The sequence below is a fragment of the Streptomyces sp. TRM64462 genome, from assembly GCF_013362995.1.
Classification (GTDB): Bacteria; Actinomycetota; Actinomycetes; order Streptomycetales; family Streptomycetaceae; genus Streptomyces.
Genome location: NZ_JABWDV010000462.1, coordinates 1 through 26,822, shown reverse-complemented (window position 1 = coordinate 26,822; position 26,822 = coordinate 1). Strand labels below are relative to the sequence as shown.

At 70.2% G+C, this 26,822-nt stretch carries 25 protein-coding genes; 13 read left to right on the top strand and 12 right to left on the bottom strand.

Features of this window, described 5'->3' with window-relative positions; genetic code table 11:
* Positions 1-11 precede the first annotated feature (11 nt).
* The 3 genes from HTZ82_RS30860 to HTZ82_RS30850 are packed head-to-tail and all read left to right on the top strand — an operon-like array spanning position 12 to position 2,693.
* Positions 12-1,004, top strand: coding sequence for a branched-chain amino acid ABC transporter permease (locus HTZ82_RS30860; protein ID WP_175412704.1), 993 nt, complete (start codon positions 12-14; stop codon positions 1,002-1,004).
* Positions 994-1,929, top strand: a complete 936-nt coding sequence (locus tag HTZ82_RS30855) for an ABC transporter ATP-binding protein (RefSeq protein WP_217624784.1) — start codon at positions 994-996, stop codon at positions 1,927-1,929. Before HTZ82_RS30860 ends, HTZ82_RS30855 begins: the two co-directional genes overlap by 11 nt.
* Complete coding sequence (locus HTZ82_RS30850; RefSeq protein WP_175412703.1) at positions 1,926-2,693, top strand: ABC transporter ATP-binding protein; 768 nt, start codon at positions 1,926-1,928, stop codon at positions 2,691-2,693. Before HTZ82_RS30855 ends, HTZ82_RS30850 begins: the two co-directional genes overlap by 4 nt.
* 66 nt (positions 2,694-2,759) lie before the next feature.
* On the opposite strand, the gene HTZ82_RS30845 is transcribed toward HTZ82_RS30850, so the two are convergent.
* Positions 2,760-4,028 carry an ABC transporter substrate-binding protein gene (locus HTZ82_RS30845; protein ID WP_175412702.1) on the bottom strand — a complete coding sequence of 423 codons (1,269 nt, stop codon included), beginning with the start codon at positions 4,026-4,028 and terminating at the stop codon, positions 2,760-2,762.
* Positions 4,029-4,234: 206 nt separating this feature from the next.
* Here HTZ82_RS30845 and HTZ82_RS30840 point away from each other — a divergent pair, with 206 nt between their 5' ends.
* Positions 4,235-4,951, top strand: a complete 717-nt coding sequence (locus tag HTZ82_RS30840) for a DUF899 domain-containing protein (RefSeq protein ID WP_175412701.1) — start codon at positions 4,235-4,237, stop codon at positions 4,949-4,951.
* Positions 4,952-5,011: 60 nt separating this feature from the next.
* Here the strand turns inward: HTZ82_RS30840 and HTZ82_RS30835 are convergent, their stop codons facing one another.
* The 7 genes from HTZ82_RS30835 to HTZ82_RS30805 are packed head-to-tail and all read right to left on the bottom strand — an operon-like array spanning position 5,012 to position 10,450.
* Entirely contained in the window at positions 5,012-6,106 is a 1,095-nt protein-coding gene (locus HTZ82_RS30835; RefSeq protein ID WP_175412700.1) for a ScyD/ScyE family protein, read from the bottom strand.
* A 17-nt stretch (positions 6,107-6,123) separates the two neighbouring features.
* On the bottom strand, positions 6,124-6,921 hold the full coding sequence (locus HTZ82_RS30830; RefSeq protein WP_175412699.1) for a class I SAM-dependent methyltransferase: 798 nt from the start codon (positions 6,919-6,921) through the stop codon (positions 6,124-6,126).
* Entirely contained in the window at positions 6,918-7,652 is a 735-nt protein-coding gene (locus HTZ82_RS30825) for an SDR family oxidoreductase (protein WP_175412698.1), read from the bottom strand. The genes HTZ82_RS30830 and HTZ82_RS30825 overlap by 4 nt, the downstream gene beginning before the upstream one ends.
* A 36-nt stretch (positions 7,653-7,688) precedes the next feature.
* Positions 7,689-8,159, bottom strand: coding sequence for an SRPBCC domain-containing protein (locus HTZ82_RS30820; protein WP_175412697.1), 471 nt, complete (start codon positions 8,157-8,159; stop codon positions 7,689-7,691).
* 28 nt (positions 8,160-8,187) lie between these two features.
* Positions 8,188-8,694 carry an SRPBCC domain-containing protein gene (locus tag HTZ82_RS30815; protein ID WP_175412696.1) on the bottom strand — a complete coding sequence of 169 codons (507 nt, stop codon included), beginning with the start codon at positions 8,692-8,694 and terminating at the stop codon, positions 8,188-8,190.
* A gap of 47 nt (positions 8,695-8,741) precedes the next feature.
* A complete protein-coding gene (locus HTZ82_RS30810; RefSeq protein ID WP_309235796.1) occupies positions 8,742-10,019 on the bottom strand; it encodes an MFS transporter in 1,278 nt (425 codons plus the stop codon).
* Positions 10,016-10,450, bottom strand: coding sequence for a DUF1428 family protein (locus HTZ82_RS30805; protein ID WP_175412695.1), 435 nt, complete (start codon positions 10,448-10,450; stop codon positions 10,016-10,018). The genes HTZ82_RS30810 and HTZ82_RS30805 overlap by 4 nt, the downstream gene beginning before the upstream one ends.
* A gap of 259 nt (positions 10,451-10,709) precedes the next feature.
* Here HTZ82_RS30805 and HTZ82_RS30800 point away from each other — a divergent pair, with 259 nt between their 5' ends.
* The gene (locus HTZ82_RS30800) at positions 10,710-11,357 is read left to right on the top strand and encodes a winged helix-turn-helix transcriptional regulator (protein WP_175412694.1); all 648 of its coding nucleotides are present in this window, start codon (positions 10,710-10,712) and stop codon (positions 11,355-11,357) included.
* Between the two features lie 87 nt (positions 11,358-11,444).
* Here HTZ82_RS30800 and HTZ82_RS30795 read toward each other — a convergent pair whose 3' ends face one another.
* Positions 11,445-12,641 (bottom strand): HEAT repeat domain-containing protein, encoded by a 1,197-nt coding sequence (locus HTZ82_RS30795; protein ID WP_175412693.1) that lies wholly within the window; start codon positions 12,639-12,641, stop codon positions 11,445-11,447.
* A gap of 149 nt (positions 12,642-12,790) precedes the next feature.
* On the opposite strand from HTZ82_RS30795, the gene HTZ82_RS30790 reads away from it, so the two are divergent.
* The 8 genes from HTZ82_RS30790 to HTZ82_RS30755 all read left to right on the top strand — a co-directional run bounded on the left by HTZ82_RS30790 (position 12,791) and on the right by HTZ82_RS30755 (position 21,677).
* Positions 12,791-14,140: an AarF/ABC1/UbiB kinase family protein gene (locus tag HTZ82_RS30790; RefSeq protein WP_175412692.1), complete on the top strand. Its 1,350-nt coding sequence runs from the start codon at positions 12,791-12,793 to the stop codon at positions 14,138-14,140.
* Between the two features lie 277 nt (positions 14,141-14,417).
* Positions 14,418-15,581, top strand: coding sequence for an inositol-3-phosphate synthase (locus HTZ82_RS30785; RefSeq protein ID WP_175412691.1), 1,164 nt, complete (start codon positions 14,418-14,420; stop codon positions 15,579-15,581).
* Positions 15,578-16,489, top strand: coding sequence for an SCO3242 family prenyltransferase (locus tag HTZ82_RS30780; RefSeq protein WP_254712233.1), 912 nt, complete (start codon positions 15,578-15,580; stop codon positions 16,487-16,489). The genes HTZ82_RS30785 and HTZ82_RS30780 overlap by 4 nt, the downstream gene beginning before the upstream one ends.
* 178 nt (positions 16,490-16,667) lie before the next feature.
* Positions 16,668-17,573, top strand: coding sequence for a sugar phosphate isomerase/epimerase (locus tag HTZ82_RS30775; protein WP_175412690.1), 906 nt, complete (start codon positions 16,668-16,670; stop codon positions 17,571-17,573).
* On the top strand, positions 17,570-18,262 hold the full coding sequence (locus tag HTZ82_RS30770; RefSeq protein ID WP_309235795.1) for an EboA domain-containing protein: 693 nt from the start codon (positions 17,570-17,572) through the stop codon (positions 18,260-18,262). The genes HTZ82_RS30775 and HTZ82_RS30770 overlap by 4 nt, the downstream gene beginning before the upstream one ends.
* 4 nt (positions 18,263-18,266) lie before the next feature.
* Complete coding sequence (locus HTZ82_RS30765) at positions 18,267-19,121, top strand: TatD family hydrolase (RefSeq protein WP_175412689.1); 855 nt, start codon at positions 18,267-18,269, stop codon at positions 19,119-19,121.
* A 4-nt stretch (positions 19,122-19,125) separates the two neighbouring features.
* Positions 19,126-20,292, top strand: coding sequence for a metabolite traffic protein EboE (eboE, locus tag HTZ82_RS30760; protein WP_175412688.1), 1,167 nt, complete (start codon positions 19,126-19,128; stop codon positions 20,290-20,292).
* Positions 20,289-21,677 (top strand): nucleotide pyrophosphatase/phosphodiesterase family protein, encoded by a 1,389-nt coding sequence (locus tag HTZ82_RS30755; RefSeq protein WP_175412687.1) that lies wholly within the window; start codon positions 20,289-20,291, stop codon positions 21,675-21,677. The genes eboE and HTZ82_RS30755 overlap by 4 nt, the downstream gene beginning before the upstream one ends.
* Before the next feature lie 491 nt (positions 21,678-22,168).
* Here the strand turns inward: HTZ82_RS30755 and HTZ82_RS30750 are convergent, their stop codons facing one another.
* The 3 genes from HTZ82_RS30750 to HTZ82_RS30740 form a co-directional block, all read right to left on the bottom strand.
* On the bottom strand, positions 22,169-23,641 hold the full coding sequence (locus HTZ82_RS30750) for a sugar porter family MFS transporter (protein WP_175412686.1): 1,473 nt from the start codon (positions 23,639-23,641) through the stop codon (positions 22,169-22,171).
* Between the two features lie 728 nt (positions 23,642-24,369).
* Positions 24,370-25,503, bottom strand: a complete 1,134-nt coding sequence (tal, locus tag HTZ82_RS30745) for a transaldolase (RefSeq protein ID WP_175412685.1) — start codon at positions 25,501-25,503, stop codon at positions 24,370-24,372.
* 32 nt (positions 25,504-25,535) lie between these two features.
* Positions 25,536-26,822 (bottom strand): transketolase C-terminal domain-containing protein (locus HTZ82_RS30740; protein WP_302852295.1); only part of this gene is annotated, 1,287 nt, incomplete at its 5' end.

Genomic DNA, 26,822 nt, shown 5'->3' with positions numbered 1-26,822 from the left:
GGTGGTGCGGCATGGACTTCGAGACGATCCTCACCGACGCGCTGCGCTCCGGCCTCGGCCCCATCGCCGCCGTCTACGCGCTCGCCGCCATGGGGCTCAACCTGCACTTCGGCTACACCGGGCTGCTCAACTTCGGGCAGGTCGGGTTCATGCTGGTCGGCGGCTACGGACTGGCGATCACCGTGGCGACGTGGGGCGGGTCCATGTGGCTCGGCGTGCTGGTCGGCATCGCGTGCGCGGTGGTCCTGGCGCTGCTCCTCGGCCTGCCCACGCTGCGGCTGCGCGCCGACTACCTGGCCATCACCACCATCGCGGCGGGTGAGGCGCTGCGGCTCTTCTACCGTTCGAGCTGGGCCGAGCCCACCACGGGCGGCGTGTTCGGGCTCCAGCGGTTCGCCAACGACTTCTACGATCTGAACCCGATCGATCCGGGCTCGTACGGGTTCTGGCTGATCCGGTTCAGCTCCCGCGACCTGTGGGTGCTGATCGTCGGCTGGGCGCTGGTCGCGGTGTGCGGGGTGCTGCTCGCGCTGCTCGTGCACAGCCCGTGGGGCAGGGTCATCCGGGCCGTGCGCGACGACGAGACGGCGGCGCGCAGCCTCGGCAAGAACGTGTACGCGTTCAAGATGACCAGCCTGGTGCTGGGCGGCGTGATCGGAGCCGTCGCCGGCATGCTGCAGGCCGTCCAGGTGCAGTCCGTGAACCCGGACAGCTACGACCCGGGCGTGACGTTCTTCCTGTACACGCTGCTCGTGCTGGGCGGCGCCGGGCGGATCCTGGGGCCCGTCGTCGGCTCGGTGCTGTTCTGGTTCCTGCTCGGCTTCCTGGACAGCGCGCTGCGGCAGGCCATCGGGGCGGGGATCATCCCGGAGGACGTGCTGAGCACGTCGGAGGTGGGCGCGGTGCGCTTCGCGCTGGTCGGGGTGGCGCTGATGCTGCTGATCGCGTTCAGGCCGCAGGGCATCCTCGGGAGCAGGAAGGAGATGCTGCTCAGTGGCCGCTGACCCGCCCTTCGCCGCGATGCCGGCCGTCTGGCCCGGGGGCCTGCCGGAGCCCGTGCCGGGCGTGCACAAGAACGACCCGCTGCTGGTCGTGGACCGGATGACCCGGACCTTCGGGGGTCTGGTCGCGGTGGACGTCGGCCACCTGGAGGTGCAGCGGGGCACCATCACGGCCCTCATCGGCCCGAACGGTGCGGGCAAGAGCACGCTGTTCAACGTGGTGAGCGGCTTCGACCGGGCCGGCGGCGGCGCCTGGTGGTTCGACGGTGAGACCCTCACGGGCCGGTCGGCGCACCGGATCGCGCGGCGCGGCCTGGTCCGTACGTTCCAGCTGACCCGCACCCCGGCCAGGCTCACCGTCCTGGAGAACCTGCTGCTCGCGGGGGTCGGGCAGCGGGGCGAGCGGCTGCTGCCCGCGCTGCTGCGGCCGGTGTGGCGGCGCCAGGAGCGGGAGCTGGTGGAGCGGGCCGACGAGCTCCTGGAGCGGTTCCGGCTCACGGCGCTGCGCGACGCGTACGCGGGCACCCTGTCGGGCGGGCAGCGCAAGCTGCTGGAGCTGGCGCGGGCGCTGATGACCCGTCCGGTGATGCTGCTGCTCGACGAGCCGATGGCCGGGGTGAACCCGGCGCTGACGCAGTCGCTGCTGGGGCACATCACGGCGCTGCGCGACGAGGGGCTGACGGTGTGCTTCGTGGAGCACGACATGGACGTCGTCATGGGCATCAGCGACTGGGTGGCCGTCATGGCGGGCGGGCGGCTCGTGGCCGAGGGGCCGCCTCACACGATCGGCCGCAATCCGGCCGTCGTGGACGCGTACCTCGGCAAGCGGCACGACGAACCGGCGACGGGCGACAACGGCGGCGGCGCCGGCGGCACGAGCGGCAGCGGCGGCACGAGCGACACCGGCGGTGAGGAGGAACGACCATGACGGGCGACATCTCGGCCAACGCGTCAGGAAGCACGTCCGAGGCGGCCGTGCTGGTGGCCGACGACCTGTTCGCCGGGTACGTGCCCGGCGTCGACGTGCTGCGCGGATGCAGCGTCGAGGTGCGGCACGGCGAGCTGGTGGGCGTGATCGGGCCGAACGGCGCCGGCAAGTCGACGCTCGCGAAGGCGGTGTTCGGGCTGCTGCGGGTCCGCAAGGGCACGGTCCGGCTGCACGGCGACGACGTCACCAACCGCCCCACGCACGAACTAGTGCGGCGCGGTGTGGGGTACGTACCGCAGCTGGCCAACGTCTTCCCGGCGCTGACGGTCGAGGAGAACCTGCGGATGGGCGTGTACCTGCGGCCGAAGGACTTCGCGGCGCGGGCTGCCGTGGTCGAGGAGCTGTTCCCGGTGCTCGCCGCCCGGCGCCGGCAGAAGGCGGGCTCGATGTCCGGCGGGGAGCGGCAGATGCTGGCCATGGCGCGGGCCCTGATGATGGAGCCCGAGGTGCTGCTGCTCGACGAGCCGTCCGCGGGGCTCTCGCCGATCTATCAGGACCAGGTGTTCGAGCGGGTCAGGGAGATCAACGGGGCGGGGGTCGCCGTGCTGATGGTCGAGCAGAACGCCCGCAAGTGCCTGCAGATCTGTGCCCGCGGGTACGTCCTCGACCAGGGTCGCAACGCACACACGGGCACAGGGGTTCAGTTGTTGCACGACCAGCGGGTGATCGACCTCTATCTCGGGACGCTCGCCCGGGTCCGCTGACCTCCTCTCACGCAGGGCTCCTCTCACGTCTCACGCCGGGGCTCGCCTCGCACGGCGCTCGTCACGTCACTCGGCTTCCTCGACCGTGGTCTCCTCCGTGCGGACCGTCTGGAGCTGGCCCTGTTCGGTGTACTGGTAGACCTCGATCGTCGCCTGGCCCGGCTCGCCCGCGTCGGTGAAGTCGAGCGGGCCGCTCACACCGTCGTAGTCGATGTCCTTGCCGTCGGCGATCAGCTGCTTGCAGGCGGCGAACGTGGTGCACTTCTCGCCGTCCTTGGTGACCGGGATCATCTCCTTGACGAACTCGCGCGGGTCGTCCGTCCCGGCCTGCTCGGCGGCGAGCGCGACGGTCGTGACGCAGTCGTAGGTCTGCGGCGCGAACTGCAGGACCTCCAGGTTCGGAGCGAACTCCTGGAGCGCCTTCACGTACTCCGGGTTGGTCTCCGCCGCCGGTGCCGTGCCCTTCATCCCGGCGATCCGTCCGGGATCGGCCGGCGAGACCAGCCGCGGCAGCTCCTCGCTGCGCAGCCCGTCGGTGCCGTACACGCCCGCACGGCCGGGGCCGATGCCCGCCTCGATCAGACCCTGGAGGATCTGGGTGCCCTCTTCGAAGGCGATGACCACGGTGGCCTGGGCCCCGGAGTTCTTGACCTTCTGGACGATCTGGTCGAAGTTCGTGGCCTTCGGGTCGTACGTCTCGGCCATCGTCACGGTGGCGCCGCCGTCCTCCAGGGCCTTCCTGGTGGAGTCGAGCAGACCGCGGCCGTAGTCGTCGGCACGGGCGATCAGGGCGACGCGGTCGTGGCCGTCGTCCTGGATGGTCTGGGCGAGGACGGGCCCTTGCAGGGCGTCGCTGGGCGCGGTGCGGAAGTAGAAGCCTCCGTCGTCGTAGTCGGTGAAGGTGGGGGCGGTGTTGGAGCCGGAGCACTGGACGACGCCCTCACCGGTGACCCGGTCGATGAACGCCAGGGACATGCCGGATGCGGCGGCTCCGATGATCGCGTCGACGCCGGCGTTGAGGACACGGGCCGCGGACTGCGCCGCCACGGCCTCCTGGCCCGCCTCGTCGGCACCGACGACCTTCGGGATCGGCTTGCCGAGCACGCCGCCCGCGTCGTTGATGGTCTTGATCGCGAAGTTGGTGGACTGGATCATGGGCGGACCGAGAAAGGCCAGCTGGCCGGTCTCGGGGAGGACGTAGCCGAGCTTGAGTACGCCGTCCTCAGCGGCCGCCTGTGCCCCGGTGGCGCCTGCGGCGCCGGTCGCGCCGCCCATGGCCGCCAGCAGCGCGGCCGCACTCAGGAAGATCGCGGACCGCCGTAGGGGTGTACGCATGTCCGCCTCCCCTCGGTAGAGGCTGGTGTGCCTGTTGTTGCCTTTGAGGCTGGTATTCCCTCGTTTTTCGAGCGTAGGCCCGTGGCGGCGAGGCGGCGATCGGTACAGGAAAGCCGGCCCGCAGCGGCCGGCTGGTCCAGGCACCCGCGCATCCCCCTCCGGTAGCATTCCGAGTGCTGAGGAAGACGACGAAGGCGAGGCGCGGAATGAACCGTCCAGCGGTGGTGTCCAGGGACGAATGGTTAACGGCCCGGAAAGAACTGCTTGCCCGGGAAAAACAGTTCGACCGGGAGCGGGACGCGCTCAGCGCTCAGCGCCGCGCACTGCCGATGGTCGAAATCACGGAGCCCTATGTGTTCGAGGGCCCGAACGGCGAGGCAACACTCATCGACTTGTTCGACGGCCGCCGTCAACTCATCGTCTACCACTTCATGCTGGCCCCCGACTGGGATGCCGGCTGCTCCGGATGCTCACTGCTCGCCGACAACATCGGCCACCTGTCGCATCTGCACGCGGCGCAGACCTCATTCGCCGCGGTCTCCCGCGCGCCCCTGGCGAAGATCACGAAGTTCCGTGAACGCATGGGCTGGACCTTCCCCTGGTTCTCCTCGCACGGCACATCGTTCAACTACGACTTCCATGTCACCATGGATGAATCCGTGACGCCCGTCCTCTTCAATTTCCGCACCAAGGAAGAACTGCGGGAGGCGGGAATCGGTTCATGGGCCCTGAGCGGCGAGCAACACGGCCTGAGCGTCTTCCTGCGCGAGGGCGACAGCGTGTTCCACACCTATTCGACGTACTCCCGTGGCACTGACCTCCTCAACGGCACCTTCAATTACCTGGACCTGACGCCGCTCGGGCGCCAGGAGGAGGCCGGGATCATGAACTGGGTCCGTCACCACGACAGCTACGACGTCTGACTCGCCCAGGCCGATGAGGCCGCCGCGGAACGACCCACGCTTCCGTGGCGGCCCCTGCGGTCACGAACGGCCGGGGCGCAGCCGAAGCAGCTGCCCGTTCGCCTCGCCGAGCGACGTCGTCCGATTGGTGAGGTAGATGTCACCGTTCGGCGCGACCGCGACGCCGCCGGGGTGCTCAAGCCCTTCGCGCGCCAGGACGGTCCGCCGTCCGTCCCATTCGACGCGCAGCAGCCGCCCGGTCCGGTCGGGCGAGTCGAAGCCGTGCTCGGCCAGTTCGAGGACCAGCATCCGTCCCTGCCGGTCGAAGGCGAGGTCGATGACGCCGGTGAAGCCCTTCGCCACGACGACCGGGGGCTGCCCGGGAACGAGGCGCCAGATGCGGGCAGCCCCCACCCGGGTGGGCTCGCCGCTGTACTCACTGATGTAGAACGCGCCGTCGGGGCCCCGCACGATCGCCGTGGGTACGGCCTCCACCGCCTGGCCGTCGATGATCTGGTCCGGCAGCAGGGCCAGCATGCGCACCGACCCGTCATCGCGTACCCACAGGATGTCGTTGCCCCCGGCCTCCGCCACCAGCGTTCCGCCCGGCACCCGGGTCAGCCCGTAGGCGTTGGCGTTGATGTCCGCGGGGTGCGGGTTGTGCCGCTGCTCGAACGCGAGCAGGTCGCCGATCGGCCGCAGCTTCCCGTTCCGGTCGATGGTGCCGGTCTGGGCGAGGCCGCGCGCCGCCTCGCCGAGGCCGTCCCGCGTGGACATCTGTCCGCCGAGGCCGAACACCACGGAGATGCGGCCATGGCTCGCGTCGATGTCGTGCAGTCCGAGCACACTGAACTCGTTGATCACCGAGGGCAGTCCGGTGGCGATGCGCACCGCCTTCCCGTCCCTCGGGGTGTACGCGGTGATGGCGCCGCTCGTCCCGAAGCAGGCCGGGTAGCCGCCCACGCCGGGCGCGCAGGGCGCCGGCCCGCCCGCGCCCGCCTCGGTGACCAGGACCCGCTGGCCCCGTGCGTCCCAGGTCAGGCCGCGCGGAGTGACCAGGTCGTCGGCGACCACTTCGAGCCGCCCGCCCGCCGGGGCCTGTGAGGCGGCGGCTCCGGTCATCAGTCCGCAGAGCATGGCGGTGGCGAGCGTGGCGGTGCACAGCCGGCGCAGCATCAAAGCCCTCCAGGGCGTCATCGTGGATGGGACCCGGTCATGCGGCGGGCGCTCCAGGTGTCCCGCCGGGTGGTGTCGGCCGCGGTCCGCTCGCTGTAGTTGTCCGACACGGCGATGGCGGTGAACCCCGCGTCGCGCAGCGCGCCTTCGACCTCGTCGCGGGAGAACCACCGCTGTGAGTGTCGCTCGACGACCCGCCGGTGCAGCTCGCCCTCCGGCACGAACAGCGACACCAGGTACTCGTAGTGCGGCGTGTCCGGCGTGTGCCGGGTGTTCCACACGTAGGCGAAGTCTCCGAAGTCCTCACCGAACTCGTCGAGCGCGGCGATGGCCTCGAAGCTCGACCGGGTGCTCAGGTCGAACACGAGGACCCCGCCGGGGCGCAGTGCGCGGGCGAGCTGGCGCAAGGTGGCGGCGAGCGCGCCGTCACCGGTCAGGTAGTTCGCCCCGTCGAAGCAGATGAGCGCCGCGTCGAAAGGGCCGAGTTCCGCGAGCCGTTCGTCGGGCAGGGCGAGGTGCAGCAGCTCGGTGCCGGGGTCGGTGCGCGTGCGGGCGATGTCCAGCATCGACGCCGACGCGTCGACACCGGTGACCTCGTAGCCGTGGTCCTGGAGCGCCCGCATCGTCGTACCGGTTCCGCAGCACACGTCCAGCACGGTCCGCACCTCGAAACCGGCCTCGGCGAACCGTTTCTCCGTGAACGCGAACCATTGGTCGTACGGGATTCTGTCCGCGGCCATCCATCGGTCGTAGACCCGGGCGAGCGCGCTGTAGGGAGCCTCGTACACGGTGTCCCGCTCGGGGCGGGGGCTCATCGAGCGTCCCACGGCCCGGACTGCGCCAGATAGCGCCGGCCGGTGACGTCGCCGGGCGAGACCTCGGTGAGCCACTTCCAGAACGGCAGCGTCACGTCCGGATCGGGCACGCCTGACAGGTCGAAGCCGGGCTCGGCCTGTGCGTAGCCGCGGGTGCGTATCCCGCCCGGGTCGACGGACGTCACACCCACGCCGGAGTCGGCCAACTCGACGGCGATGATGCGGGACGCCTGGTCGAGTGCCGCCTTGCTGGCCCCGTAGATGCCCGCGCACGGGAACACGTCCACGGCCGCCTCGCTGGACAGGTTCACCACCAGACCGCCGGTTTCCTTCAGAAGCGGCAGCGCCAGCTGCGCCAGCGCCACGGGTGCGACGACATTGGTGCGCAGCACTTCCTCGAACACGGCCACCGGATGGTCGAGCAGCGGCCTGATCGGGCTGACCCCCATCTGGGACGCGTTGTTCACCAGCCAGTCGAGCCGGCCGAAGGACGCCGCCGCTGCGATCAGCTCCTCGCGGTGCGCGGCTTCGCCGACATCGCCGGCCACCGCGATGACCGAACCGCCCTGGTCGGTCAGCCGCTTGGCGACCGCCGTCAGGTCGGACTCGGTGCGTGCGGTGAGGATCAGGCGCCAGCCGAGGCCGCCGAGGAACTCGGCGAGGGTCTCACCGAGCCCCGTACTCGCACCGGTGACCAGTGCGACGCGCGATGGTCCGTGGGGGTTCGTCATGGAACATCAGCTCCTGTGTCGGCGGTCTGTCCCCGCTCACGTGGACAGGCGGATTCCGTGCTCGGCGTAGCAGCGGACCAGGGTGAGCGCTTCCCCCCAGCCGGTCGCGCACTGCCCGAACCGGTCGAGCCCGGCCCTGGTCTGCGGCAGCCCCGTCTCCACCACCTGCAGCCACGTACCGCGCGGGTGTTCCGCGGTGGTGAAGGTGACCAGCGACGGCGGTGTGCCCCAGGTCAACGCGAACCGTTCGCCCGGAACGCACTCCTTGACCACACCGTCGTCGGTGACATCGCTGCCGTCGTCGGTCCACCCGCGCCAGACCAGGTGCACCGGGCTGCCCACGCGCGGCTCGAAGGTCGAGCCGTGGGTGAACCACTTGTCCCACCCTGTGCCGCTGGACAGCAGGGCGAACACGTCGTGCGGGGCCGCGCGGACCAGCGTGGAGTGCAGGATGTCGGGGACCAGAACGGCGTCCTGCGGGCTGCCGTTCTCGTCGGTGGTGCTCATGCCGTGCTTTCTCCTTGGCTTCGGAAACTCACCTGGCGGATGCGGCGTAGACGGGCAGCAGCTCCATCCAGCGCGCGTCGGAATCCGCCACGCCGGGCGTTCCGGCGAGGTGTGCTTCGAGGTTGTCGGTGTACATATGCCAGCCGGCCGCGTAGTCGACCGGGTCGGCCTCCGGCCCGAACCCCGCGTGTTCGAGGACGAGCCGGGTGCCGCCGTGGTCCGCGGGGGACAGGGCAAGGCGCAGCTCCGAGTCGGTCTCTCCGGTGTAGCGCCAGGTCACCCGCAGTGCCGCGGGCGGGTCCCAGGTCAGGACGCGGCAGACGATGGTGTCGCCGTGCTGGCCGCGCCCTTCCAGTACGTACTCCTGCTCGGGCCCCGGTGTGCCCTCCAGGATCGGGCCGAACCAGCCGGGCAGGCGATCCGGGTCGGTCCACGCCCGCCACACTTCGGCGGGCGGCGCGGGAAGCACCCGGACCAGCCTGGCCAGGCGTTCCGTACGAGAGGCCGTACCGAGGGCACTGAGTGATCCGCTCATCGGGAACTCCGCTTCTGTGCGCGGGGCGGGCAAGGACTGACGGCGGGCTAGGACTGGCCGGAGAGCGCGGAATCCGCTGGTTCGGCCGGTGCGGCGGCCCGGTCGGCCTCGGCGACCGGACGTCCGAGGGCGAGCACGCCGATCCCGATGCCGGCGGCCACCACGATCACCATGGCGGTGTTCAGCGAGGTCGCGTCGGAGAGCCAGCCGTACGCGGTCGGCGTCGCGATGAACGCGCCGTACGCGGGCACCATCATGGCCGCCGCCACGATGTTGACGCGGCTGGGCGCCACCCGGGCCGACGCGCTGAGACAGGTGGGCTGCACCCCGGCGATGGCGATGCCCATCAGCAGGAAGGCGAACACGGACAGCCACAGGTCGACGGCGGCCATCAGCAGTGCCCCGGACAGCGCGGTCCCGACCGCGGAGATCAGGAAGGACTTGCGGATGCCGAGGGCGGACACCAGCCAGGCATTGATCATCCGCCCGATCATCATGGTCAGGCTGAACAGGGCGAACGCCGCGCCGCCGTAGACGATGGGAGCGTCGAGCAGCTGGTCGACGTAGATCACCGACCAGACCTGCACGATGCTCTCCACCGCGATACCGAGGACGGTCATCACGAACACGACACGGAACAGCGGATTGCGCATCAGCTTCCACATGCCGATGTCGCCTTCGGGCTCGGCGCTGTCCTCGGAGGCGTCGGCTTCGTCGCGGTTGACCGGCGGGTACATGATCACGAACGAGGCGATGAGTACGGGCAGCATGATGGCGGCGACCAGCACGGCGACCCAGCGGTAGTCCATGCCCAGGCTGATCAGCGCGCCCGCTCCGAGGGCGCTGATGACCGTGCCACCGCTGTTGATCGCGTACATCACGTTCATCACTTCGCGGCCGCCGCGGGCCTGGATCTCCATGAACACGCTGTTGGTGGCGGTGTCGACCAGCGCGGAGCCGAGCCCGGCGAGCGCGAACGCGATCAGCAGTCCCACGAAGTTCGTGCTCACGGCCAGCATCACGAGAAGCCCGATGAGTGCGAGTTGGCCGTAGATGCCGATATGGCGGTGATCGAGATGCCGGTAGAGACGCTTGGCGGAGAGCAGGGTCACCAGGCCCACGACCGGCAGCAACAAATGGGCGGTGCCGAAGAATCCATCGCTCAGCCGTAAGGAACGGATCACCTCGGCCCAGGCGACCGTCATCACGCCGATGGCGATGCCGAACATGAAGAACTGTGCACCGGAGAGCCAGGTGACGGTCCGTAAATTCCATGCGGGTTCGGCGGCCGCTGTCGCGTTCCTGTCCCGCTTTCCCGTCGTCACACTCTCTCCTGAGGGGCCGGTTGCCATTGGGTGCGGGGAGTCCGCTGGTATCGGTCGCGCTCATCGGCGTTCACCAGCTCGAACAGGGTGCTGAACTCCGCGCGCAGAATACGGCTGATATCCACCGTCTGGAGGAGCTTTCCGTAGAGCTCCTCCAACTCGGGGTCGGCGTCGACCTTCGGCATGACCTCGTCGTAGTGCGCCCGGTCGTGGAAATAGGCGAGTTCCGCATAAAGCACCTCGTCGGGTGCCACATCGACGCCGGCGGCTATGGCCGAGCAGCCGTACTTCGCCGCGGGGTCGCTCATCTCCATCACGGTGCCGCCGATCGCGCCGTGCCGTCGGAACACCTCGATCGCCTGGTATACGACGGTGCGGAAATCCTCCTCACGCGATCTGGGCACCCGGTGCAGGAACCAGATGAGATACACGGAATCCACCACCCCAGCGAGATTGGGCCCACAACAGGCCGCCGACTCGAGCTGTCCGCACGGAGGCTATACGATTACACAGTAAGTTGGCAAGGATCACCAAGGGTGTCGCACTCCGCCGCACGCGGCACGGGCGCATACCCGGACCTCCCGTGCCGAGTTGAGGCCCCCGGACCACCTCACCCGGCCCGCCGCGTCGGGGCGCTCTGGACAGCCGCCGCGAATGTTACTATCGACAATGACAGTAAAGGAGTCCGCCATGAGACGTGAGTACGGGCAATTCTGCGGACTGGCCGCCGGCCTGGACGTCGTCGGCGAGCGGTGGACCCTCCTCATCGTGCGGGAGCTGCTGATCGGCCCCGCCCGCTTCAAGAGCCTGCTGGAGAATCTGCCCGGCATCGGGCCCAATCTCCTCACGGACCGGCTCCGGATGCTCGTCGAACAAGGCCTGGTCGAGCAGACCTCCGTGGCCGACGACGGCCGTGCCCGGCTCTACCGGCTCACCGAGACCGGCCAGGAACTCCGCGAGCCCGTCCTCGCGCTCGCACGCTGGGGCCTGAAGTTCCTCGACGAGTCGGACACCACCGGCGCGACCCGCGCCGAGTGGGGCTTCCTCGCCGTACAGGCGCTGATCGTCGAGGACGCCATCCCGCAGGTCGACGAGGTGTACGAGTTCAAGGTCAGCGACCAGACCTTCCAGATCCTGGTGCGCGGCGGCCGGGTGTCCTTCGAGCGCGGCTCGGTGGCGGAGCCCGCGCTGACCATCGAATGCGATGCCAGTACGTTCGTCCAGGTGGGCGCCAGGATGGTGTCCCCGTTCCAGGCCATCGCCACAGGTGACGTCCGGATCAAGGGCGACGACCCGGAGGCCGTGCTCCGCTGCTCCCTGATGCTAGGTCTGAGCTGAGCTGAGCCGAGCCGAGACGGGCTGGGGCAGGAAAGGACGGTGCACCCCCACGCACCATGGGGGTGCACCGCCGTGTCAGGGCTCAGCTCACTCGGCGGCGAGCTCACCGCCGTTCTCGACCACGTCGATCCGGCCGTCGGGACGGCCGTGGCACTTGATCGAGTTGAGCGTGTAGCGGCCCGCGCCGGCGTAGTCGCCGGACTTGCCGCGGAACGTGCCGTACAGCTTGGCGTTGGTCATCGGGCCCGCGATCGGGTCCGTCGGGTTCGACAGCTGCACATCGCCGGCGCCGACGGTGCCGCGGTCGAAGGTGCGGTCCAGGTTGACCGCGGCCCAGCCGTAGTACCGGCCGCGCACGCTCTGCACGAACGGCATGTCGGCGGCGCGCAGCCGCTGCGCACGCGGACCGTCGCCGTGAATGGCCACCTCGCCCTTGCCGGCGAGCGACGTGAGCGCGATACGGCCGAGCGACACCGGCACCTCGACCATCTCGCCCTTGCCGACGAAGCCGCTCGGGTAGAACGGCCGCAGCGTCTCGGAGAGGTAGTTGTGCTCCAGGTTCTTCCCGTCGTACTCCACGCTCAGCCCGCGGAACGGGAAGATCTCGTAGTGGCACGAGCCGTCCGCGTTGAGGCCCTCGAGCGCCTTCTCGACGGTGAGGTCGGTGCGGATCGTCTCGACGTTCGTGCTGGCCAGCACGCGGCCGAGAATCGAGTCGAACCACAGCGGTGAGAGCACCGCGCGCACCGCGCCGACACCCGGCGTCATGATGACGACCCGGCCGCCGATGATGAGCGGGACCGTCTGGTCGAAGTAGCCGGTCTCCTCGACCTCGGCCTCGTTGTACACGCGCTCCGGCTTCACGCCCGTGATGTCACCCGCGAGCACCCGCGCCCAGTCGGCGACCTCGGGGTCGTCGTCCGTCGCGTACTTCTCCAGCGTGCTCAGGGACCTCGGGCCGGCCGAACGCAGCGCCAGCCACAGCGCACCCGAGCGGACCGAGCGGTCCGTCTCGGTGCCGATCGTGTCGGCGATGAACGCCAGGCTCTCCTCCGGGCTGCGGTCCGCCAGCTCCCACAGCGCGCGCTCGCGCTCAAGGGGGCTGTCATGCCCTTCGGACACCTCCCGCAGTTCACTGTCGCTACGGGTGTCGTACGGCAGGAACTTCTCGGTGATCGGCCGGGCGAAGTCCAGGTACTCCGCGGGGTCGTTGTACCGGGTCGCGGGCGGTGGCGTGAGGGACACCAGGCCTTCCTTCAACCTGGCGTCGATCGATTGAGTCATGTTTCCTCCGCAGCTAGGCTGTGCACCCCATGCGAGGTAGTTATATAAAAACTAAGCAACATAGGCCTGTCAAGGCATACAGTCCCCAAGAACCCCTAGGCCGTCGGCTCGACACCCCACAATCACCTACTTAAGGAAAGTGTGGCCACATGCGACGAGCGCCGCGCGCCTCCCTGCCTGCCGTGACCACCGCGGCGGCACTCCTGCGCCTCGGCCAGATCCTGTCCACCATCGCCGCGGGCACCGCCCGCCACGCGGCCCGGCGCTCATGGCGACGCCTGACGAGGCGACAAACCGCCACGGAGAGCTGGCCCGAGGAACTCGCGCGGATCGTCGAACGGCTCGGCCCCGCGTTCATCAAGTTCGCGCAGATCGCCAGCACCCGCGAGGACGTCCTGCCGCCACGCGCCTGCGGCGCGCTCAAACGCCTCCACGATGCCGTCGAACCCATGCGCCACGAGGACGTCCACCGGGCCCTCATAGAGCACTTCGGACCCGACTGGCCCGAGCTGCTCCCGGGCTTCCACCCCGAACCCGTCGGGTCAGGGAGCATCGCCTGCGTCTACCCGGCCCGCCTGCGCGACGGCACCCGAGTCGCCGTCAAACTGCGCCGGCCAGGCCTCACCGACACGGTCCGCCGAGACGTGACCATCCTCTGCGCGGTCTTCGCACTCGCAGGCCGCCTCCCGGGGCTGCGCGGCGCCCCTCTGTCCGACATGGCCCAAGCCGTCGGCGCCAGCGTGCTGCGCCAACTCGACCTGCACACCGAAGCGCGGAATCTCGCACTCCTCCACGAGGACCTCTCCACCCTCGAATGCGTCGCCGTACCCGAACCCGTACCGTCACTGTGCGGAGAAACCTGTGTCGTCATGGGCTTCCTCCCCGGGGTACAGGACCGCGTCGACGTCGCCGGACTGAGCCCGCAACGACGCCGGGCACTCGCCGAGCAGACACTGAGAGCCGTCTTCGAAATGCTCTTCTGCACCGGCCTGGTCCACTGCGACCTGCACCCGGGCAACCTGCGCCTCACCTCCACAGGCTCCGTCGTCGTTCTCGACGCCGGATTCGTCTACCGCATCCCCGAGGTGGTACGGGAGAACCTGGCCCTGTTCTTCCTCAACCTCGGCTTCCGCAACGGTCCCCGATGCGCCGAAGCGGTACTGGCCAGCGCCGAACAGGTCGACAGACACAGCAGCACGGACACCTTCACCCAGGACATGACCCGCCTCGTCGACCGCTTCGGCGGCACCACCGCACGGGACTTCGACCTCATCGCGTTCTCCACCGAACTCTTCGCCAGCCAGCGACGCAACGGCATCTACGCCTCGTCGGAGTTCGTGTTCCCCCTCCTCGCACTCCTCATGGTCGAACAAACGGTCCGCCGCCTGGACCCCGACGTCGACTTCCAGGCCATCGCCCGCCCCATCGTCTACCGCGCCGCGGCAGGCCGCCCAGCCGGAGAACGCCGCCGCAAACTCGAAACCCAGGAGTCGACATGAGGCGCTGCACGCCGGTCGGGCCCCGGCCGACCCTCCCTTGACCGCTTCATACTCTCCGGGGAGTATCGGACAGCGCGGTGTCGAACAGCTCGGTATCGAGCAGCGCGGTATCGAGCAGCGCATCCACCTTTCTCCGCGGTCTGCACGCCCTGGAATCCCTTTCCCGTTGACGCAGGAAGCCACAGTCCGGCCCGTATGCCGCCCGGCTTCGGAGCCGGATCCCCCGCGCTCGGACGGATGGTCGAAGACGTCCCCGTTCCAGACGAAGGAGAACCTCATGAACACCGGCCTGTGGATGATCGGCGCACGGGGGTCCGTGGCCACCACCGTCATCGCGGGGCTGGCCGCCGTCCGCAGAGGCAGACACGACCCCGTCGGCTGTGTCACCACCCTCGAACCGTTCCGCGGGGTTCCCTTGCCGGACTTCGACGAACTCCTCTGCGGCGGACACGACATCGCCGGACCGGACCTGGTCAAGCGTGCCGAAGAGCTGGTCGCCGATGGAGTACTGCCGGCCGGTCTGCCCTCTCTGATCGCGGACGACCTGGAGGCCGCGAACGCGCGCATCCGCCCGGGCACGGACGGCACGTCCGATGACCCGGCCAGCGTGATCCGCGGCCTGACCGCCGATCTCGTCGAGTTCCGCGAGCGGAACCACCTCGACACCGTGGTGGTGGTGAACCTCTCCTCGACCGAACCACCGGTATCCCCGCACCCCGCCCACGCGTCGCTGGCCGCCCTGCGACAGGCGCTGCGGGAGCCCTCCGTACCGGGAGGCGACGCGCTGCTGCCCGCCAGCTCGCTCTACGCCTACGCGGCGTTCGAAGCGGGATGCGCCTACGTGGACTTCACTCCTTCCACGGGAGCCCGGCTGCCCGCCCTGACGGAACTGGCCCGGCTCCGCGCCGTCCCGTTCACCGGCAGCGACGGCAAGACCGGTGAGACCCTGGTGAAGTCCGTTCTGGCACCGATGTTCGCGCGGCGCGCGCTGCGCGTGCGCAGCTGGTCGGGGACGAACCTGCTCGGCGGTGGTGACGGCGCGACGCTCGAAGCTCCGGGCCCGGTGAACAGCAAGGCGGCCAGCAAGGCCCTGGTGGTGCAGAGCACGCTCGGCCACTCCGTGGACGGCGGCGTCCACATCCACAACGTACCCGCCCTGGGCGAGTGGAAGACCGCCTGGGACCACATCACCTTCGAGGGCTTCCTCGGTGCCCGGATGTCCCTGCAGTTCACCTGGCAGGGCTGTGACTCCGCCCTCGCCGCGCCGCTCGTGCTCGACCTCGCGCGGCTGATGGCGGCAGCCTGCCGGGCGGGCCGCTCGGGGCCCATGACCGACCTGGGGTTCTTCTTCAAGGACCCGGTCGACGGCCATGAGCACGTCCTGGAACGGCAGTTCTCGGACCTCGTCGACTGGGCGCGCGGCTTACGGACGGCCGCATGAGGCGGCGACGGCATCCGATGACGGGGCGCGCCCGCCTGCGCGCGGCCGTACGGCTCGTCCGCGCACCGGCGGCGCTCACGGTGCCCGGCGACGTCCTTGCCGGGATGGTGTCCTCGGGGGCCCGGCTCCGTCCCCGGGTGGCAGTGGCGGCGGCCTCCTCCGTCTGCCTGTACTGGGCCGGGATGGCGCTGAACGACTGGGCGGACCGCGAGATCGACGCCGTGGAACGACCTGAACGCCCCATTCCCTCGGGCCTGGTGAGCCCCGGCGCGGCCTTCGCCCTGGCGGCCGGGCTGACCGCCACCGGTGTCGGACTGAGCGCCGCCGCGGGCGGGCGCAGGGGCCTCACCTCCGCGGTGGCCCTGTCCACCGCCGTCTGGTCGTACGACCTGCTGTTCAAGTCGACACCGGCGGGCCCGTTCGTCATGGGCGCCGCGCGCGGCATCGATGTGCTGTCCGGCGCGGTCACCGGGGGCGGGACCCTCAGGTCGGCCCTCCCCGCGGCGGGCGTCGTCGCGCTGCACACCGGGCTGATCACGCGGCTGAGCCGGGAGGAGGTGGCACCGGGCCCGGGCACCGCCACCGCGGCCGCTCTCGGCATCGGCGGATCGGCCGGTGTCGCCCTGGCCGTGGCCGCCGCTCCGGCCCCCGGCGTGCGGCGCCTCGACCGAGGGGCCTCCGCGTCCCTGGCCGCCATGTACCTGGCCGGCTTCACGCCCCCGCTGGCAGCCGTGTCGCGCGGCCCCTCCGCAGGCCGGGTCCAGCAGGCGGTCGGCGCGGGAATCCACGCGCTGCTGCCCCTTCAGGCCGGATTCATCGCCCGTTCCGGCTCCCCGGCCGTGGCCCTGCTGATCGCGGCCGCCCATCCGCTGGCCCGCTCGCTGGGCCGGCGAATCGCCCCCACCTGAGCGTGCCCGGTCCCTGAGCATGCCCGGTCCCTGAGCATGCCGGTCCCGCACACGTCGCCACCGCCGGCGAGCGTGCCGCGACCGGACACCCTCGCCGCACAGCGCCCTCCCACCCAGCCGTCGGCTCCCCGCCGCCCCCGCGCCCCGGGGCACGCGCACTCAGGAGGCTCACCTCTCCATGACATCCCGGACGACCCGCATCCCGGCACTCGGACTCCGATTCGGTTACGGAACCAACGGCTTCGGCGATCACTCGCTCGACGACGCCCTGGCCGTCCTCGCCGACCTCGGCTACCAGGGGGTGGGCCTGACCCTGGACCACCGCCACCTCGACCCGTTCGCTCCGGACCTGCCCCGCCGGCTCACCCGGCTCGCCGCCCGGCTGGACGCCCTGGGCCTCACCGCCGTGATCGAGACCGGCGGCCGCTATCTGCTCGACCCGCGACGCAAGCACCATCCGACCCTGTTGTCCGGCGAAGGCGCTGCCCTGCGCGTCGACCTGCTGCGCCGGGCCGTACTCATCGCCGCGGACCTCGACGTCCGGGTCGTGTCCTTCTGGAGCGGTCAGGCGCCGCCTGGCCTGTCCGAGGCACAGGCATGGGACCGCCTCACCGCGGGCTGTGAGGAACTCACCGCGTACGCCGCCGCGCACGGCGTCACGCTCGGTTTCGAGCCCGAACCCGGCATGTTCGTCGACACGCTCGACCGTTTCGACGCGTTGCGCCGGCGCCTGGGCGAGCCGGAGGCGTTCCGCCTGACGCTCGACATCGGACACTGCCGCTGTCTGGAACCCCAGCCGGTGGCCGAGTGCGTCCGCAGGGCCGGACCCCATCTGGTCAACGTCCAGATCGAGGACATGAAACGCGGCGACCACACCCATCTGGAGTTCGGCACGGGAGAGATCGCGTTCCCGCCGGTGCTCGCCGCCCTGGCCGAGGTGGGCTACGACGGGCTGGTCGGCGTCGAACTGCCCCGCCACAGCCACGACGCGCCCGAAACCGCGCGGCGGTCCATCGAGTTCCTGACGAGGGCCGCGACCACGGCCGCGCTCTCGGTTCCTTCGGTCCCTGGAGGCCGCCGGTGACGCGGCATTCCGAGGCCGACGCGCCTGCCGACACGCTTGCCGACACGCTCCGCGCCCGGCTGCCCGCGGCCGCCCGCGCCTGGCTGAGTGACGCCACGGCAGCGGTCGCGGAGCGGCCCGACCGCGTAGACGCGTTGCTGGCCGTCGCAGGCCGGGCCTGCGGCCGCGGCCCGCTGCCCGGCGGGCCCCGCGATCCGCTGCCCGGCGGACCGGCGGCCCCCGGCTGGTCCACCGACGACGCCGTACGCGTCCTGCTGCTGACCGCGCTGCCGTGCCGGGGCGACGAGCTCGCCGCCCTGCTGACCCGGCTGTACCGGCACGGGGACGCCGCCGAGCGGCGCGGCGTCCTGCGCTCCCTGTCCTTCTTCCGCGCCCCGCACGCCCTCGGCGCGCGGGCCGTGCCGCTCGTCGAGGACGCCCTGCGCACCAACGACGCCCGGCTCGTCACCGCGGCCCTCGGGGACTACGCCCGGCGCCACCTCGACCCGCCGGCCTTCCACCACGGCCTCCTCAAGTGCGTGTTCCTCGGCGTCCCCCTCGCCGGCGTGGCCCCGCCGCCCGAGCCCGACGCTCCCGAACTGCTCAGGATGCTGAGGGATTTCGCCGCCGAACGCCGGGCCGCAGGACGGCCCGTTCCTCCCGACATCGAACCCTTCCTCAGCACGTCGGCCGGCGCCGAGAAGGAGTGACCCCATGGACATCTTCGACCCCCACATCCACATGACGTCGCGTACCACGGACGACTACGCGGCCATGGCCGCGGCCGGCGTCCGCGCCGTGGTCGAGCCGGCGTTCTGGCTCGGGCAGCCCCGTACGCATGTGGGCACCTTCGAGGACTACTTCGACAGCCTGCTGGGCTGGGAGCCCTACCGGGCGGCGCAGTTCGGCATCCAGCACCACTGCGCGCTCGCGCTGAACCCCAAGGAGGCCAACGACGAGCGGTTGGCGGGCGTGCTCGACGTGCTGCCCCGCTACCTCGTGAAGGACCGGGTCGTGGCCGTGGGCGAGGTCGGCTACGACGCGATGACACCGGCGGAGGACAAGGCGTTCGCCGTCCAGCTGGAGTACGCCCTCACGTATGACCTTCCCGTCCTGGTGCACACCCCGCACCGGGACAAGGTGGCCGGAACGCGACGCACCCTCGACGTGATCCGCGAGTCGGGCATGGCACCCGGACGGGTCCTGATCGACCACCTCAACGAGCCCACCCTCCCCCTGGTCGCCGACAGCGGCTGCTGGATGGGGATGTCCGTCTACCCGGACACCAAGATGAGCGTGGACCGCGCTGTCGCCTCGCTCACCCGGTACGGGACCGAACGGCTGCTCGTGAACTCGGCCGCGGACTGGGGGCACAGCGACCCCCTCACACCCCGCCGGACGGGCGAGGCCATGCTCGGCTCCGGCTTCCGCGAGGAGGACGTGCGGCGGGTGCTCTGGGAGAACCCGGTCTCCTTCTACGGGCAGAGCGGGCGGCTGGAGCTGGAACGGCCGCGGCGGGACGGGGCCGCCGGTCCCGGGGACAACACGATCAAGCGCGGCGGGGAGTGATCGCATGCGACTCCGCCACCCCGACGGCACCGTCGTCCACCTCTCCTACTGCACCAATGTCCATCCCGCCGAGGACCTGGACGGGGTGCTGAGCCAACTCGCCGACTTCGCCGAACCCGTCAGGGAGCGGCTCGGCACCCCCCGGCTCGGACTCGGCCTCTGGCTCGCCCGCACGGTGGCCACCCGACTGCTGGACGATCCCGGGGCGCTCCCCCTGCTCCGCGACGAACTCGAACGACGCGGCCTGGAAGTGGTCACGCTCAACGCCTTCCCCTACGCCGGCTTCCACACGGGCGCACCGGTGAAGAAGTCCGTCTACCGCCCCGACTGGACCGCCCGGGAAAGGCTGGAGTACACGCTCGACTGCGCCCGGATCCTCGCCGGACTGCTCCCCTCCGACGCGGTGCGCGGCAGCGTCTCCACCCTGCCCCTCGCCTGGCGTACGCCGTGGTCCCCGCACCGGGCCGAACGCGCGCACCGGCACCTTGGCCTGCTGGCCGAAGGGCTCTCGGCGATCCGCGCCGAGACCGGCCGTACGATCCGCGTCGGCCTGGAACCCGAACCCGGCTGTGTGATGGAGAACGTCGGCGCGGCCACGGCGCTCCGGAGGCACGTGCCGACGGATCTGATCGGGCTGTGCCTCGACGCCTGCCACCTGGCCACCGAGTTCGAAGACCCGGCCGAGGCGTGTGACGCGCTGGCGGCCCACGGAGTGCCCGTGGTCAAGGCGCAGGCGTCCTGCGCCCTGCACGTCGACTCCCCCACCACGCCCGCGGCCCGCGTCGCCCTCGGGCGGTTCGCCGAGGAGCGCTTCCTGCACCAGACCCGGGAGCACGCGGGCGGCAACCACGTCCTGCGTGCCGACGACCTGCCGGACGCACTGGCCGGCGCCCTGCCCGGGGACGGTCCCTGGCGCGTCCACTACCACGTACCGGTGCACGCCGCGCTCGCCCCGCCGCTCCGGTCCACGCAGAGCGAACTCCTGGCCACCCTGGACGTCCTGCTCGGCGGTCAGGCCGCGCTGACGGACCACGTCGACGTCGAGACGTACACGTGGTCCGTGCTCCCGGAGGGTCCCACCCGGGGCGAACTGCTGGACGGCATCGCCGCCGAACTCGCCTGGACGCGCGACGCCCTGTCCTCGCTCGGCGTGAAGGAGATCATGTCGTGAAGCGGCTCGTCGTCGTGAACGCCGTGGGCCTGACTCCCCGGTTGCTGTCCTCGATGCCCCGGCTCTCGGCTCTGCGTACGCAGGGCTTCGGCGCCCGCCTCGACCCGGTCCTGCCGGCGGTGACCTGCTCGATGCAGTCCACCTTCCTCACCGGCGCTGCCCCGTCCGAACACGGCGCCGTCGGCAACGGCTGGTACTTCCGCGAGCTGGGCGAGGTACTGCTGTGGCGTCAGAGCAACCGCCTCGTCGCGGGCGAAAAGCTCTGGGACGCCGCTCGCAAGGAGCGGCCCGGCTACACCGTGGCCAACGTCTGCTGGTGGTACGCGATGGGAGCGGACGTGGACTGGACGGTCACCCCGCGTCCCATCTACTACGCCGACGGCCGCAAGGAGCCGGACTGCTACACCCGGCCGCCGGAGCTCCACGACGAACTCACGCGCCGGGGCGGACCGTTCCCGCTGTTCTCCTACTGGGGGCCGAAAGCCGGAATCGCGTCCTCCCGGTGGATCATCGGCGCCGCCCGTCATCTGCTGCACCGGCACCGGCCCGATCTGACACTGGTGTACGTCCCGCACCTCGACTACGCGCTGCAACGCCACGACCCGTTCGGCCCCCGGGCGGTCCAGGCCGCGCGCGAGCTGGACAGGGAGCTCGCGCCGCTGCTCGACGCAGCCGAACGGGCCGGTGCCACCGTCGTCGTGCTCAGCGAGTACGGCATCACTCCGGTCAGCCGTCCGGTCGACATCAACCGGGCGCTGCGCCGTGCCGGTCTCCTGGAGGTCCACACCCAGGACGGCATGGAGTACCTCGACCCGCAGGCGTCGCGGGCGTTCGCCGTCGCGGACCATCAGATCGCCCATGTGTACGTCCGGGACCCGGCCGACACGAGCCGGGTGCGCGATCTGCTGGACGGGCTGGACGGAGTCGACGCGGTCCTGGACGACCAGGGGAAGAAGAAGCACGGACTGCACCATCCGCGAGCGGGCGAACTCGTGGCGGTGGCCCGCCCCGACGCGTGGTTCACCTACTACTACTGGCTGGACGACGCCCGGGCGCCGGACTTCGCCCGAGCCGTCGACATCCACCGGAAGCCCGGGTACGACCCCGCCGAGCTCCATTTCGACCATCGCGACCCGCTGGTGAAAGCACGTGCGGCCCTGACCCTGGCCCGCAAGAGGCTGGGGCTGCGCTACTCCCTGCAGGTCGTCTCCCTGGACCCGTCGCGGGTGCGCGGCAGCCACGGCAGGCTGCCGGCGTCCCCCGACGACGGCCCGGTGTTCCTCTGCTCCGACCCCGGCCCGGCACGCGCCTCCCTGGCGGCCACCGAGGTCAAGGGCGTGTTGCTGCGGCTGGCCGGTCTGGGGTCCGGGGCAGTGCGCGGCTAGCCGAGGAACGACAGCCGCACCTGGCGCTCCGGGTTGTCCTTGTTGGTGTCCACCAACCTCCGTTAGGACACCCCCCCAGCGTAGCCCTGAGACGATGCGGGAGCCGCAGCAAGTCGCTCCTGGGGCGGGGCAGACGGCCGGGCTGCTGCGACGGGTGGCTTACTGACGCCGTGGCCGTTCCTCGGTCAGGGATGTGGTGACGATCCGCCGGGGAGGGTGTAACGGATACCGCTCTGCGGCAGGTTGGAGAGGCTGTCACAGGAGAACAGGGTCGGCTCGCGCCTTGGCGGCGGCGGTATGCCAGCGGAGGAACAGCGATGAGCTCGCGTTCCCTGGGGAGGGACGTCGCCCCCAGGGAACGAGGGTCTGATGCTGCGGCTCTGCACAGACGGGACCCAACGTGCTCGACGCAGCGGTAGCCGCGTCTGCGCCCCTCAGCTGCACGGTTGCCGGCGCTCAGACGACTGTGTCCCTGCTTGACTCCATCGTCGTCAGCCGCGGCGCTGGAACTGGTAGAACCGTCCCTGGTTGAGCTCGTGTTCGATCTGCTCGAGCGACTTGCCCTTCGTCTCCGGCAGCAGGAAGTAGACGAAGGCCAGGGACACCACCGAGATGCCGGTGAAGAGCCAGAACGGCCCTGCCGCGCCGAGGACCTGGAAGAGCGTCAGCGTGGTGGCGGCGACGATGAAGTCGAAGAACCAGTGGCTGAAGGCGCCGAAGGCGCCGCCCTTGCCGCGTAGCTTCATCGGATAGACCTCGGCGTTGACCAGCCAGATCGTCACTCCGAAGGCACCGTTGTTGGCGACCATGTAGAGGATCACGGCACCGAAGATCGCGTAGAGCTTCCAGCCCTGGGTGGCGTCGCTGCCCTGGCCCAGCAGCAGTGCGATCACGATGAAGGACAGGATTGAGATCGGGACCATGATCAGCAGGTATTTGCGCCGGCCGACGGTGTCGACGAGGTAGCTCCCCGCGAACGTCATGATCATCACGCCGACCGCGCCGAAGGCCGGCATGAGGACGGAGGCGTCCTCCGAGAACCCGAGGTCGTGGAAGACGGTCGGCATGTAGTAGACGAGCGCGTTGTTGCCCGTGATCTGCGAGAACATGGCGACGCCGCCACCGAGGATCACTGCCGGACGCACGCGCGCCGAGAAGAACTCGCGCCAGGAGCCGGTGTTCGCCTGCCGCTCCTCGGCGACCGCCTGCGCCATTCCGCCGAGTTCGCATTCGACCTGCTCGCGGTCGCCGCGCAGCTTGAGCAGCACGGCCTGCGCCTTCTCGACCATGCCGTGGGCATACAGCCATCGCGGGCTCTCGGGGAGGAGCGTGACACCGACGAGCATCACCAGCGCGGGAAGGGCTCCGAAGCCGATCAGCCACTGCCAGGCCTCGTGTCCGATGAAGTAGCCGGTGAAGTGGGCGCACACGATCCCGATCATGATCATGAGCTGAAAGAGCACGACGAGCCGGCCACGTCGCTTCGCGGGTGACATCTCCGAGATGTAGATCGGCGCCGCGCCGCTGGCGGCGCCGATTGCCAGCCCCAGGAAGAAGCGGGCCACGGTGAGGACGGTGGGAGTGGTCCGAACGGCGCAGGCCAGCGTCGTCACGATGAAGAGCGCTGCGATCAGCAGCAGCATCGGTTTGCGACCGTACCGGTCGCAGAGGTAGCTGGTGAACGGTGCGCTGAACACGGCGCCGAGGAGCAACGCGGATGTGATGATCTGCTTGTCACCCTCGGTGACGAGGTGGTACGACTCACTGATCCCGGGGAGTGCCGTCGCGATGATACCGGTGTCATATCCGAAGAGCAGGCCGGACATGGCCGCGATCAGGGCGACCACGGCCACGGGCGAGCCCTTGGTTTTCCCTCTGGACGGCTGTCTGGTCGTGTCAGTAGCAAGTTGCATGGATCCGCCGCATTCCTTGTCAGGGGTTTCATGTGAACCTGCGGCCGCCACGGCATTCCGCGTGTGGCGGCCACTTCACGCCGACCTGCCGACTCATGTCCGACCGGATGCACCCGTCGACCCCGGGCTGAGGACTTCGGCCGAGTCGGGCGTCGGCCGTCGGCATCGGCATCGGCATCGGCATCGGCATCGGGCAGGGAAGCGAGACTTGAACGGGAGTTGAGACCCGACCGCATCAACTTCCTTGTTTTGGAGGGAAGATGCGGCGCGCTGCGACGGCATGGCACGGGGCGAACATGCGGTCTATCCCGCAGCCGCCCGACGTCCACGCCGGGAGGCCCGTCGTGCGACCTGACGGCGAGTGTGACCAGCGCCTCGACTGATTGGGCTCCCCTCGCCAGGACGGAGGACCCAGTTTCAGGGCCCCCGCCCACGCGGTTCGACCAGGAGCGTCGGTCCCGGTGGTGGATCCCCGGTGCGGCAACGCGAGGGCGGCGGCGTACCGACCGGAAGGTAAGCAGGGGCCAGCGTGCCCTCCAGAGATCAGCGCCGGGCACCGACCGGATCGGTCGCGCCAACGAGTGGTCTGGAAGAGCATCCGACATCGCGGATCCAAGCGCAATGCTTTGCGCAATGGTTTTCTGTGCTTGATTTCCCTGTTCCCGTGCCGCGTACATGACGAAGGACCGGTCAGCACGCTTCCGCGCGTGCTGCCGGTCCTCGGCCGAAGGTGGTGGTGGCGCTAGCGGTCGAAACGCTCGGCCTGCCCAGGCAGCCGGCTACCTTCCGGACGTCGTGGCGCCGTGCAGCGCCTGGCGCCGCAGTTCCTTCTCGGTCGACTTGAGCAGGTCGTTCCAGGACGCCTCGAACTTGTCGACGCCCTCGTCCTCCAGGAGCTGGACCACGTCGTCGTAGCTGATGCCCAGCTTGGCCACGGCAGCCAGTTCGGCACGCGACTGCTCGTACGTGCCGCGCACGGTGTCACTGGCGACCTCGCCGTGGTCGGCGGTGGCCTTCAGGGTGGCCTCGGGCATGGTGTTGACCGTGCCGGGGGCGACCAGGTCGACGACGTACAGGGTGTCCTTGTACGCCGGGTCCTTCACACCGGTCGAGGCCCACAGCGGACGCTGCTTGTTGGCCTGCGCCCTGCCCAGGGCCGCCCAGCGCTCCGAGCCGAACACCTCCTCGTACGCCTCGTACGCCAGACGTGCGTTGGCCAGGGCGGCCTTGCCGCGCAGCGCCTTGGCCTCGTCGGTGCCGAGGGCGTCGAGCCGCTTGTCGATCTCGGTGTCCACGCGGGACACGAAGAAGGACGCCACGGAGTGGATCTTGGAGAGGTCGAGGCCGCGCTCGCGGGCCTTCTCCAGACCGGCCAGGTAGGCGTCCATGACCTCGCGGTACCGCTCCAGCGAGAAGATCAGCGTCACGTTCACGCTGATGCCGAGGCCGATGACCTCGGTGATCGCCGGCAGACCCGCCTGGGTGGCCGGGATCTTGATGAGCGTGTTGGGGCGGTCCACGAGCCAGGCCAGGTGCTTGGCCTCGGCGATGGTCGCCGCCGTGTCGTGGGCCAGGCGCGGGTCCACCTCGATGGAGACCCGGCCGTCCTGGCCCTGCGTCGCGTCGAAGACCGGGCGCAGGATGTCGGCGGCGTCCCTCACGTCCGCCGTCGTGATCATGCGGATCGCTTCTTCCACGGTGACCTTGCGGGCGGCGAGGTCGGCGAACTGCTGGTCGTAACCGTGGCCCTCAGAGATCGCCTTCTGGAAGATGGACGGGTTGGTGGTGACACCGACCACGTGCTGTTGATCGATCAGCTCGGCCAGGCTGCCGGACGTGATCCGCTGACGCGAGAGGTCGTCCAGCCAGATCGCGACGCCTTCCTCGGAAAGGCGGTTGAGTGCATCGGTCATATGAGGGTCTCCAACAGTCATGTCCGTGTGCCTCAGCGCTCTGTCGCGCCAAGTGAGTCCCGCGCGGCGGCCACCACGGCCTCCGGGGTGAAGCCGTACTCGCGCAGGAGGAAGTTGCCATCGGCGGAGGCGCCGAAGTGCTCCAGGGAGACGATCCGGCCGGCGTCTCCGACGTACTTGTGCCAAGTGAGACCGATCCCGGCCTCGACCGCGACCCGCGCCTTCACGGACGGCGGCAGGACGGTGTCCTTGTACGCCTGGTCCTGCTCCTCGAACCACTCGACGCACGGCATCGAGACCACACGGGTCGGGACGCCCGCCGCCTGCAGCTGCTCCCGCGCCTCGACGGCCACGTGCACCTCGGAGCCGGTGCCGATCAGCACGACCTGAGCGTCGCCACCCTCGGCGTCGAACAGAACGTACCCGCCCTTGGCCGCGTCCTCGTTCCAGTCGTACGTCGGCACACCCTGGCGGGTCAGCGCGAGGCCGTGCGGGGCGCCCTTGCCGAACACGCGGGTGTGCCGCTTGACGATCTCGCGCCAGGCGATGGAGGTCTCGTTGGCGTCGGCCGGGCGGACCAGGTTCAGGCCCGGGATGGCACGCAGCGAGGCCAGGTGCTCCACCGGCTGGTGGGTCGGGCCGTCCTCGCCGAGACCGATCGAGTCGTGTGTCCACACGTACGTCACCGGCAGGTGCATCAGCGCCGACAGCCGGACCGCGTTGCGCATGTAGTCGGAGAACACCAGGAAGGTGCCGCCGTAGATGCGCGTGTTGCCGTGCAGCGCGATGCCGTTCATCTCGGCGGCCATCGCGTGCTCACGGATACCGAAGTGGATCGTGCGGCCGTACGGGTCGGCCTCCGGCAGCGGATTGCCCTTCGGCAGGAACGACGACGTCTTGTCGATCGTCGTGTTGTTGGAGCCCGCCAGGTCGGCCGAACCGCCCCACAGCTCCGGGATGACCCCGCCCAGCGCCTGGAGGACCTTGCCGGACGCGGCACGCGTCGCGACGCCCTTGCCCGCCTCGAAGACCGGGAGCTTCTCCTCCCAGCCCTTCGGCAGCTCGCCCGCGGCGATCCGGTCGAACTCGGCGGCGCGCTCCGCGTTGGCGGCGCGCCACTCCTGGAGGTCCTTCTCCCAGGCGGCGCGGGCCTCACGGCCACGGTCCAGGGCGCGGCGCGTGTGCGCGATGACCTCGTCCGAGACCTCGAAGGTCTGCTCCGGGTCGAAGCCCAGGACGCGCTTGGTGGCCGCCACCTCCTCGTCGCCCAGCGCGGAGCCGTGCGACGCCTCGGTGTTCTGCGCGTTCGGCGCCGGCCA

Excerpts from the sequence above, each read along its gene's own strand:
- HTZ82_RS30860 (WP_175412704.1), top strand. The coding sequence starts at position 12 with ATGGACTTCGAGACGATCCTCACCGACGCGCTGCGCTCCGGCCTCGGC.
- HTZ82_RS30850 (WP_175412703.1), top strand. The coding sequence starts at position 1,926 with ATGACGGGCGACATCTCGGCCAACGCGTCAGGAAGCACGTCCGAGGCG.
- HTZ82_RS30845 (WP_175412702.1), bottom strand. The coding sequence starts at position 4,028 with ATGCGTACACCCCTACGGCGGTCCGCGATCTTCCTGAGTGCGGCCGCG.
- HTZ82_RS30840 (WP_175412701.1), top strand. The coding sequence starts at position 4,235 with ATGAACCGTCCAGCGGTGGTGTCCAGGGACGAATGGTTAACGGCCCGG.
- HTZ82_RS30835 (WP_175412700.1), bottom strand. The coding sequence starts at position 6,106 with ATGCTGCGCCGGCTGTGCACCGCCACGCTCGCCACCGCCATGCTCTGC.
- HTZ82_RS30830 (WP_175412699.1), bottom strand. The coding sequence starts at position 6,921 with ATGAGCCCCCGCCCCGAGCGGGACACCGTGTACGAGGCTCCCTACAGC.
- HTZ82_RS30825 (WP_175412698.1), bottom strand. The coding sequence starts at position 7,652 with ATGACGAACCCCCACGGACCATCGCGCGTCGCACTGGTCACCGGTGCG.
- HTZ82_RS30820 (WP_175412697.1), bottom strand. The coding sequence starts at position 8,159 with ATGAGCACCACCGACGAGAACGGCAGCCCGCAGGACGCCGTTCTGGTC.
- HTZ82_RS30815 (WP_175412696.1), bottom strand. The coding sequence starts at position 8,694 with ATGAGCGGATCACTCAGTGCCCTCGGTACGGCCTCTCGTACGGAACGC.
- HTZ82_RS30800 (WP_175412694.1), top strand. The coding sequence starts at position 10,710 with ATGAGACGTGAGTACGGGCAATTCTGCGGACTGGCCGCCGGCCTGGAC.
- HTZ82_RS30795 (WP_175412693.1), bottom strand. The coding sequence starts at position 12,641 with ATGACTCAATCGATCGACGCCAGGTTGAAGGAAGGCCTGGTGTCCCTC.
- HTZ82_RS30790 (WP_175412692.1), top strand. The coding sequence starts at position 12,791 with ATGCGACGAGCGCCGCGCGCCTCCCTGCCTGCCGTGACCACCGCGGCG.
- HTZ82_RS30785 (WP_175412691.1), top strand. The coding sequence starts at position 14,418 with ATGAACACCGGCCTGTGGATGATCGGCGCACGGGGGTCCGTGGCCACC.
- HTZ82_RS30780 (WP_254712233.1), top strand. The coding sequence starts at position 15,578 with ATGAGGCGGCGACGGCATCCGATGACGGGGCGCGCCCGCCTGCGCGCG.
- HTZ82_RS30775 (WP_175412690.1), top strand. The coding sequence starts at position 16,668 with ATGACATCCCGGACGACCCGCATCCCGGCACTCGGACTCCGATTCGGT.
- HTZ82_RS30765 (WP_175412689.1), top strand. The coding sequence starts at position 18,267 with ATGGACATCTTCGACCCCCACATCCACATGACGTCGCGTACCACGGAC.
- eboE (WP_175412688.1), top strand. The coding sequence starts at position 19,126 with ATGCGACTCCGCCACCCCGACGGCACCGTCGTCCACCTCTCCTACTGC.
- tal (WP_175412685.1), bottom strand. The coding sequence starts at position 25,503 with ATGACCGATGCACTCAACCGCCTTTCCGAGGAAGGCGTCGCGATCTGG.